This window comes from Kitasatospora sp. NPDC057500 (assembly GCF_042802195.1).
In the GTDB taxonomy this organism is placed as follows: Bacteria; Actinomycetota; Actinomycetes; order Streptomycetales; family Streptomycetaceae; genus Kitasatospora.
In genome coordinates, this window is sequence record NZ_JBHVER010000102.1 from 18,688 (window position 1) to 27,508 (window position 8,821).

Sequence of the window (8,821 nt, forward strand, 5' to 3'; positions counted from 1 at the left end):
GGCACCAGTACCCGTGAGAACCACCACCGTCCGCCGCCGCCTGCTCGCCGCCGCCGCCCTGCTGCCGGTCCTGGCGCTGGCCGCGTGCGGCTCGGACCCGAAGCCCGCGGCCGCGGCCGGCCCCGGCGGGCAGGCCGTCTCCGCCGCCGCCGAGGACGTCGTCTCCGGCGTCGGGAAGTCGGACGCCGCCGCCGCGCTGCTGCCCGCCGACGTCCGCTCCGCCGGCACGGTGAAGTTCGGCTCCTCGATCGGCACCCCGCCCTCCGCCTTCTACTCCGACCAGGCCACCAAGAAGGCGGCCGGCCTGGACATCGACTTCGCCGACGCGGTGGCCAAGGTGCTCGGCCTGACCGTGCAGCGCGAGGAGGCGGCGTTCGAGACCATCCTGCCCGCGCTCGGCAGCGGCAAGTACGACGTCGGCACCGGCAACTTCGGGGTCACCGAGGCCCGGCTGAAGACGATCGACTTCGTCACCTACATCGACGACGGCCAGGGCTTCGCGGTCAAGAAGGACAACACCACGCTCCAGCCGGTCACCGACCTCGTCCAGCTCTGCGGGCTGACCATCGGCACCGGCGCCGGCACCACCTTCGAGACCACGCTGAACGCGAAGAAGAACGTCTGCACCGACGCCGGGAAGAAGCCCTACGAGGTCAAGGCGTTCAGCGACAACGGCGCCACGCTGACCAGCCTCCAGCAGGGCCGGGTGGACATCATCATGTCCACCATCAACGGCCTGCGCTACCAGGCCTCCCAGGAGGCCTCGGGCACCCGGTTCCTCGGGGAGTTCCACCGCCTCGACGTCGGCTTCGCGTTCAAGAAGGGCTCCCCGCTCACCCCCGCCTTCCAGGCCGCCGTCAACCAGCTGATCAAGGACGGGACGTACGAGCGGATCCTCCGGAAGTGGGGGGTGACGGACTCGGCCGTCAAGGAGTCCCTGATCAGCCCGCCCGAGCACAAGTGACCGCCCGAGCAGACGCGACCCCCTGTCCAGGGCCCGTTGGGAGGAGTCCCCCATGAGCACCACCGAGATCGCCAAACCCGGCGGCAGACCCGCGGCCGGCGCCGGCGCGGGACCGGCCGCACCGCTCGACCTGGGCGAGCTGGCCGGGCTGCGCACCGTCCGCGCCCGGCACCCCTGGCGCTGGGCCGCCGGCCTCGCCACCCTCGTCGTACTGGCCCAGTTCGCCCACGGCCTGGCCACCAACCCCGGCTGGGACTGGGCGACCTTCCGGCTGTTCTTCTCCGCCGACACCATCCTGCGCGCGGTCGGCCGGACCGTCGAACTCACCGTCTACGGCACCGTGCTGGGCTTCGTGCTGGGCGCCGCGGTGGCCGCGATGCGGCTCTCCCGCAGCGCGATCCTGCAGTCCGTCGCGTGGGCCTACGTCTGGGTGTTCCGCTCGATCCCGCTGATCGTCCAGCTGGTCTTCTGGTTCAACCTCTCCTACCTCTACAAGCGGTTCGGCTTCGGCATCCCGTTCGGGCCGACCTTCGGGGACTTCGAGACGGTCGGCGTGCTGGGCGCGCTCGGCGCCGCCGTGCTCGGCCTCGGGCTGCACCAGGCCGCGTTCGCCGCCGAGATCATCCGCGGCGGCGTGATCGCCGTCGACCCCGGCCAGCGCGAGGCCGCCGCCGCGCTCGGCGTGCCGCGCTGGCGGCAGGCCTGGCGGATCGTCCTGCCGCAGGCCATGCGCGGCATCCTGCCGGCCGCCGCCAACGAGGTGATCTCGCTGTTCAAGGGCACCTCGGTGGTCTACGTGATGGCCATCGGCGAGCTCTTCTACCAGGTGCAGGTGGTGTACGGCCGCACCGGCCGGGTGGTGCCGATGCTGATGGTCGCCACCGTCTGGTACGTGCTGCTGACCACCTTGCTGTCGATCGGCCAGTACTACGTCGAGCGCTACTTCGCCCGCGGCGCCGACCGCACACCGCCGCCCACCCCGTTCCAGCGGGCCCGGGCACTCGTCCGGGGCCTGCGCGCCCGTACCGCCACCGCCGCCGCCACCGGAGGACGCTCGTGACCACCCTCGCCGAGGAACCCGCCGCCGAGCAGGCCGCCCAGCCGACCGGGGAACGGGAGCGGCCGCCCATGGTCCAGGTGCGCGGCCTGTGGAAGAGCTTCGGCCCCAACGCGGTGCTGCGCGGCGTCGACCTCGACGTGCCGGCCGGCTCGGTGACCGTGGTGCTCGGGCCGTCCGGCTCCGGCAAGTCCACCCTGCTGCGCTCGATCAACCACCTGGAGAAGGTGGACCGCGGCTTCGTCGCGATCGACGGCGAGCTGATCGGCTACCGGCGCTCCGGGGACCGGCTGCACGAGCTCAAGGAGCGCGAGGTCCTGCGGCAGCGGACCGGCATCGGCTTCGTCTTCCAGAACTTCAACCTCTTCCCGCACCTCACCGTGCTGGAGAACCTCGTGGAGGCACCGGTCAGCGCCCTGCGCCGGCCGAAGGCCGAGGCCCGGGCCCGCGCGCTGGAACTGCTCGAACGGGTGGGCCTGGCCGAGAAGGCGGACGCCTACCCGCGCCAGCTCTCCGGCGGCCAGCAGCAGCGGGTGGCGATCGCCCGGGCGCTGGCGCTGGACCCGAAGGTGCTGCTGTTCGACGAGCCGACCTCGGCGCTCGACCCGGAGCTGGTGGGCGAGGTGCTGGACGTCGTCAAGGACCTCGCCCGGACCGGCACCACGATGATCGTGGTCACCCATGAGATCGGCTTCGCCCGCGAGGTCGCCGACACCGTGGTCTTCATGGACGGCGGCGTCGTGGTCGAACAGGGCCCGCCGCGAGCGGTCCTGGACGAGCCGCGGCACGAGCGGACCAAGGCCTTCCTGGCCAAGGTCCTCTGACCCCCGCACCTTCCGAACCACCGAACCCTCTCCCTCTCACCGGCAGGAGCCCCGCCATGTCCCTACCCCGTCGCGCCCTCGTGACCGCCGCCGCCGCGCTCGCCGCCGTCCTCACCCTGGCCGCCTGCGGCAGCTCCTCGGACGCCGCGGCGGACCTCGGCGCCGCGAAGGGGACCACCGCGCCGAACGGCGCCACGGTGAACCTGACGCCCCAGCAGAACCGGGTGACCACGCCCAAGGTGGACGCCCTCGCAGCGCTGGTGCCGGAGGAGATCAGAAAGCGCGGCAAACTGACCGTGGTCGACTCGCTCGGCACCACGCCGCCGCTGGACTTCTACGCCAACGACGACAAGACGATCATCGGCGTGGAGCCGGACATCGCCTCGCTGATCGGCAACGTGCTCGGCCTCGACGTCGAGTTCAACCCGGTCTCCTGGGAGAACATCTTCGTCGGGCTGGACAGCGGCAAGTACGACGTCGGCATCTCCAACATCACCGTCACCGAGGCCCGCAAGGAGAAGTACGACTTCGCCACCTACCGGCTCGACATCCTCGGCTTCGAGGCGAAGAAGGGCAGCGGCTGGAAGATCACCGGCGCCAAGGACATCGCCGGGCGGACCGTCGCCGTCAGCTCCGGCACCAACCAGGAGAAGCTGCTGGTCGCCTGGAACGAGGAGAACGTCCGCAACGGCCTCAAGCCGGCCGACATCAAGTACTTCCAGAGCTCCTCGGACTACTACCTGGCGCTCTCCTCCGGACGGATCGACATCTACGTCGGTCCCAACCCGGTGACCGCCTTCCACGCCGTGCAGACCGGCGAGACCGAGGTGATCGGCACCTACTCGGGCGCCGGAGCCGAGGTGCTCGGCAAGATCGGGGCCACCACCAGGAAGGACAACGGCCTGGTCGGGGCACTGAACGGGGCGATCAACGAGGTGATCAAGAACGGCACGTACGGCCAGGTGCTGAAGCGCTGGGGCCTGGACGCCGAGGCCGTGCAGAGCTCCGAGATCAACCCGGTCGGCCTGCCGAAGACCTGACGCGAGCCCCGGCCCCCGCACCGGGCCCCGGGTAGTTCACCCGAACACCGTTGCCCGCCGCTACCCTGACCCGGTCAGGATGAACGGCGCTCGGTTCCGGCGGACTTGTGGGGGAAGGCATGAAGGCGGGCGATGTCGTGGGCGGCCGCTACCGGCTGGACCGGGAGCTCGGCCAGGGCGGGTTCGGCGTGGTCTGGGCCGCCCACGACGAGACCATCGGGCGGGCGGTCGCGCTCAAGGTGCTCTCCGACGAGAAGGCGGGGGACGAGGAGGCGGTCGGCCGGTTCATCCGCGAGGCCAAGACGGTCGGCGGCCTCTCCCATCCGCATATCGTCACCCTGTACGACTACGGGCGGATGCAGGACGGCGCGCGCTCGACCCACTACCTGGTGATGGAGCTGGTCCGCGGCCGGCCGCTCTCCGCGCTGCTGCGCGACGGGGCCAGGCCGGAGCTGTCCGTCGCCCTGCGCTGGGTGCGGCAGGTCTGCAAGGCGCTGGACTCCGCGCACCGCAGCGGCGTGGTGCACCGGGACATCAAGCCCGAGAACATCATGATCACCGACGCCGGTGAGGCCAAGGTGCTGGACTTCGGCATCGCCCGCCTGCTCACCCAGCAGGGCAGCGGGCTCACCTCCACCGGCGTGGTCATCGGCACCCCGGCCTACCTGGCGCCGGAGTGCTGGTCCGGCGAGCACATCGACGGCCGGGCCGACCTGTACGCGCTCGGCGTGATCCTCTACCAGCTGTGCACCGGCCGACGCCCGTTCAGCGCCACCTCGCCGGTGAGCATGATGTTCAAGCACGTCAACGAGCAGCCGCCGGCCCCCGGCACGCCCGACCCGGCGCTGGACCGGCTGGTCCTCCAACTGCTCGCCAAGCAGCCGGGGGACCGGCCGGCCGACGCCGCCGAGGTCCGCCGCCGGCTGCGCGACCTCAAGGTGGGCACCGACCCGGAGGCGCTGCGCCGCAAGGCCGACGACGCCTGGCGGCGCGGCGCGGCCGGCTCGCCCGAGCGGGCCGTCGAGCAGTTGGTCGCGCTGATCCCGCAGTTCTCCCGGGCCTTCGGGCCGACCGACCCGCGGACCCTGCGGACCTGCCACGACCTGGCGCTCTGGCTGGCCCGCTCGGGCCGGCCGCGGGCGGCCGTCGCCCTGCTGCGCGAGCTGCTGCCGGTGCTGGACGGCCACCCGCGGGCCCGCGAGGACGTGGGGCGCGACCTGGAGCGCTGGGAGCGGGAGAGCGCCGGCGCCGACGCCGGGCAGGACCGCCCGCTAGTGCTCGCCGAGCTGCTCGACGGCCAGGCGCAGGGCGGCTGAACCGCCCTCGGCGATCGGCTCGCCGTGCCCGAACAGCACGGTGTCGGCCTCCAGCGCGGCCAGCCGGCGGAAGGACTCCAGGGCCAGCGCCGGATCGGTGTTGAAGACGCCGGGCATGGTCCGGTGCCCGACGTTGGCCGCGAGGTCGCCGGTGAACAGCACGCCCGCCGCCGGCAGGTGCAGGGCGATCGACCCGTCGGTGTGGCCGGGCACGTGCACCACCACCGCGCCGCCGCCGAAGCCGAGCACCTCGCCGTCCGCCACCTCGCGGTCCACCCGGCACGGCGGGGCGGGCGGCAGCTGCGGGAGGGAGTCCCGCAGCTCCTGCTCGAAGGGGCTCAGCACGAACGGCTTCGGCTCCTGCTCGCCGCGGACCACCGGGGCCTCCAGCCGGTGGGCGGTCACCTCGGCACCCAGCCGCCGGGCGAGTTCGGCGGCCGAGCCGGTGTGGTCCTCGTGGTGGTGGGTGAGCACGATGCCGCGCAGCGCGGCCGGGTCGGCGCCGACGGCGCGGACCGCCTCCTCGATCGCGTCGGCCTGCCCGGCGATGCCGGTGTCGACGAGGGTGAGCGAGCCGTCCTCGTCGCGCCAGAGGTAGGCGGTGCCGAAGTCCAGGGTGATGACGGTCAGTTCGGGGCGTATCCGGGTGATCTCCATGAGCGGATCATGTGCCGCGGAACCGCCGTCCACGCGCCTGTTCGCCCCGGGCGTGACGGACCCGTCAGGGGCCTAGGAGGCCGGCCCCTCCGCCGCTCCCAGCACCGTCCGCAGCCGGGCCGTCCGCGGCGAGTCGGAGCCCTCCAGCGCCAGCAGCGCGGCCAGCACCTCCGCGGTCTGCGGGTCGTGCAGCGCCGTCGCCGCGGCCATCGCCACGAACTGGTCCACCAGCCACTCGCGCAGCTCGTCCACCGGCAGCGCCCGGCCCTCGTCGAGCCAGCTCAGCGAGGCCCCCTCGACCACCGCGATCCAGGAGCGCACCAGCAGCGTCAGCCGCGGCCCGGCCTGCCGCACCCCGAGGTGGCGCAGCGTCCGCCGCAGCGCCGCCCGCCGGACGTCGTCCACGATCGCCGAGGTGCGGGCCGTCTCGACCACCGAACCGCCGCGCAGCAGCGCCGAGTAGCCGGCGTCGTGCTCGGCGACGAAGGAGAAGTAGTGCTCCAGCACGGCGGACAGCTGCTGGGTCGGGGTGCCGGAGGGCGGCACCGTGAAGCGGTCGGTGAGCTCCTCGGCCGCGCTGCGCAGCGCGGCCTCGTACAGCTGCTGCTTGCCGCCCGCGAAGTAGCGGTAGACCAGCGGCCGGGACGCCCCGGCGGCCTCGGCGACGTCGTCGAGGCCGACCTCGTCGGGCGGCCGGTGGGCGAACAGCTCCAGCGCCACCGCGATCAGCTGCTCGCGCCGCTGCTGCACCGGCAGCCGCCGGTACCCGGCGCGCCGTGACCGGGCGGCCGGCTCGGGGGCGGGCGGGACGGGCGCTGAGCTGGCTTCCATGGCGGTCAGCGTAACGGCCCCGGGCCGGATGGGAACCGGGTCTGCACCGATCTTCCGAACGGGCGTTTGCGCCCGTTCGGGGTCCGTTCGGGGCTCGGACGGTGCCGGTCCGGGCGGCCGTCGACGGCCGGGTGCGGCCCCGCCGCCTCTCGTACATCTTCACGGGCCTCGGGCACGTCAGCGCCCCGCCGACCGGTCCTGCCCCCTTCTCTTCGTATGCGCGCGACCCGGGCGGGGGAGGGGCCGGGAGCCACGGCGCCGCCGGCCGCGCCGCCGTGGCGGAGATTGGCCGGTCCATGCCATCGGCGGGGGCTTGCAAACGGCGCCCGCCACGAAATGATGTCCGGATGGTTGAACTGATCAGCTCCGACGGCACCACACCCCGCAGTGTCGCCGATGCCTATGTCCGGGACCTTGCCGAAATCGACCCGCTGACCGCGGTCTACCTGGGCCTCAACCCCGAGGACGACCGCCTGCCCGATCTCTCCCCGGCCGGTGCCGAGGCGATCGCCGAACTCGGCCGCGCCACCCTGGCCCGGCTCGACGGGGCCGAGGCGGCGCTCGACGCCGCCGAGGCCTCCGGCGCCCCCCGGGACGAGGCCGAACGGCGCTGCGCCCGCCTGCTGCGCGAGCGGCTCACCGCCGAACTCGCCGTGCACGACGCGGGCGAGCGGTACCGGGCCGTCCACAACCTGGGCTCCCCGGTGCACAACGTCCGCGATGTCTTCACCCTGATGCCCACCGACACCGAGGAGCAGTGGCGGATCCTCGGCCGCCGCCTGGCCAGGGTGCCCGAGGCGCTCACCGGGTACCGCGCCACCCTCGCCGAGGGCATCGAGCGCGGCCTGCTGTCCGGCCCGCGCCAGGTCGCCACGGTGACCGGCCAGCTCGGCGAGTGGCTGACCGGGGAGACCCCGGGCGGCTGGTTCGGCGGCCTGGTCGAGGGCGCCCCCGAGGCGCTGCGCGAGGAGCTGGCCGGGCACGCGGTGGCCGCCGCCGGGGCGCTCGCCGACCTGCGCGACTGGCTGCGCGACGTCTACGGGCCCGCCGCCGCCGATGCCCCCGACACCGTCGGCCGTGAGCGCTACGGCCGCTGGGTGCGCTACTGGACCGGCGCCGACCTCGACCTCGACGAGTCCTACGCCTGGGCCTGGCAGGAGTTCCACGACCTGCTCGCCCAGATGCGGGTGGAGGCGGAGAAGGTGCGGCCGGGCGCCGAGCCGATGGAGGCGATGAAGTGGCTGGAGAGCGACGGCCCCGCGCGGATCGGCACCGAGGCCGTCCGTGAGTTCCTCCAGGGCCTGATGGACTCCGCGATCGCCGACCTCCAGGGCACCCACTTCGACCTGGCCGAGCCGATCACCCGGGTCGAGTCGCGGATCGCCCCGGCCGGCAGCGCCGCCGCGCCGTACTACACCGCGCCGTCGCTGGACTTCAGCCGCCCCGGCCGCACCTGGCTGCCGGTCCTGGGCCGTGAGCGCTTCCCGGAGTGGGACCTGGTCTCGACCTGGTACCACGAGGGCGTCCCGGGCCACCACCTCCAGCTGGCGCAGTGGAACTACGTCGCCGACCGGCTCTCCACCTACCAGGTCAGCCTCGGCGGGGTGAGTGCCAACCAGGAGGGCTGGGCGCTGTACGCCGAGCGCCTGATGGACGAGCTCGGCTACCTGACCGACCCCGGCCACCGGCTCGGCTACCTCAACGCGCAGATGATGCGGGCGCTGCGGGTGATCGTCGACATCGGCATGCACGCCGGCCTGGACTTCCCGGCGGACTCGCCGTACCGGGCGGGGGAGCGGGTCTCGCCGGAGGCCGCGCGGGAGTTCTTCGGCCTGTACTGCGGGCTGTCCGCCGACTTCCTGGACAGCGAGCTGGTCCGCTACCTGGGCCTGCCCGGGCAGGCGATCGGCTACAAGCTGGGCGAGCGGGCCTGGCTGCGCGGGCGCGCGGCGGCCCGGGCGGCGCACGAGGCGCGCGGCGAGGTGTTCGACCTCAAGGCCTGGCACATGGCGGCGCTGTCGCAGGGCTCGCTGGGCCTGGACGACCTGGTCGCGGAGCTGTCGGCGCTGTAGCGGCCGGGGCCGGCGGCGGCCGGCGAGCACGGCACGAGGCCCCCGGGGACGGTCCCGGGG

General features: G+C 73.6%; 8 protein-coding genes. 6 read left to right on the top strand and 2 right to left on the bottom strand.

Features of this window, described 5'->3' with window-relative positions:
* The first annotated feature begins 13 nt into the window (after positions 1–13).
* The 5 genes from ACFU74_RS21740 to ACFU74_RS21760 all read left to right on the top strand — a co-directional run bounded on the left by ACFU74_RS21740 (position 14) and on the right by ACFU74_RS21760 (position 5,201).
* Positions 14–964: an ABC transporter substrate-binding protein gene (locus ACFU74_RS21740; RefSeq protein WP_380759155.1), complete on the top strand. Its 951-nt coding sequence runs from the start codon at positions 14–16 to the stop codon at positions 962–964.
* 52 nt (positions 965–1,016) lie between these two features.
* Positions 1,017–2,024 carry an amino acid ABC transporter permease gene (locus ACFU74_RS21745; protein ID WP_380759157.1) on the top strand — a complete coding sequence of 336 codons (1,008 nt, stop codon included), beginning with the start codon at positions 1,017–1,019 and terminating at the stop codon, positions 2,022–2,024.
* A gap of 68 nt (positions 2,025–2,092) precedes the next feature.
* Entirely contained in the window at positions 2,093–2,845 is a 753-nt protein-coding gene (locus tag ACFU74_RS21750; protein ID WP_380759170.1) for an amino acid ABC transporter ATP-binding protein, read from the top strand.
* 56 nt (positions 2,846–2,901) lie between these two features.
* On the top strand, positions 2,902–3,885 hold the full coding sequence (locus ACFU74_RS21755) for an ABC transporter substrate-binding protein (RefSeq protein WP_380759159.1): 984 nt from the start codon (positions 2,902–2,904) through the stop codon (positions 3,883–3,885).
* 119 nt (positions 3,886–4,004) lie between these two features.
* The gene (locus ACFU74_RS21760) at positions 4,005–5,201 is read left to right on the top strand and encodes a serine/threonine-protein kinase (RefSeq protein ID WP_380759162.1); all 1,197 of its coding nucleotides are present in this window, start codon (positions 4,005–4,007) and stop codon (positions 5,199–5,201) included.
* On the opposite strand, the gene ACFU74_RS21765 is transcribed toward ACFU74_RS21760, so the two are convergent.
* Together ACFU74_RS21765 and ACFU74_RS21770 are read right to left on the bottom strand one after the other, a co-directional pair.
* Positions 5,157–5,858, bottom strand: a complete 702-nt coding sequence (locus tag ACFU74_RS21765; RefSeq protein ID WP_380759164.1) for an MBL fold metallo-hydrolase — start codon at positions 5,856–5,858, stop codon at positions 5,157–5,159. The two genes, ACFU74_RS21760 and ACFU74_RS21765, sit on opposite strands and share 45 nt — an antisense overlap.
* Before the next feature lie 72 nt (positions 5,859–5,930).
* Entirely contained in the window at positions 5,931–6,689 is a 759-nt protein-coding gene (locus tag ACFU74_RS21770; RefSeq protein WP_380759166.1) for a TetR/AcrR family transcriptional regulator, read from the bottom strand.
* A 347-nt stretch (positions 6,690–7,036) separates the two neighbouring features.
* Here ACFU74_RS21770 and ACFU74_RS21775 point away from each other — a divergent pair, with 347 nt between their 5' ends.
* Positions 7,037–8,761, top strand: coding sequence for a DUF885 domain-containing protein (locus tag ACFU74_RS21775; protein ID WP_380759168.1), 1,725 nt, complete (start codon positions 7,037–7,039; stop codon positions 8,759–8,761).
* Positions 8,762–8,821 lie beyond the last annotated feature (60 nt).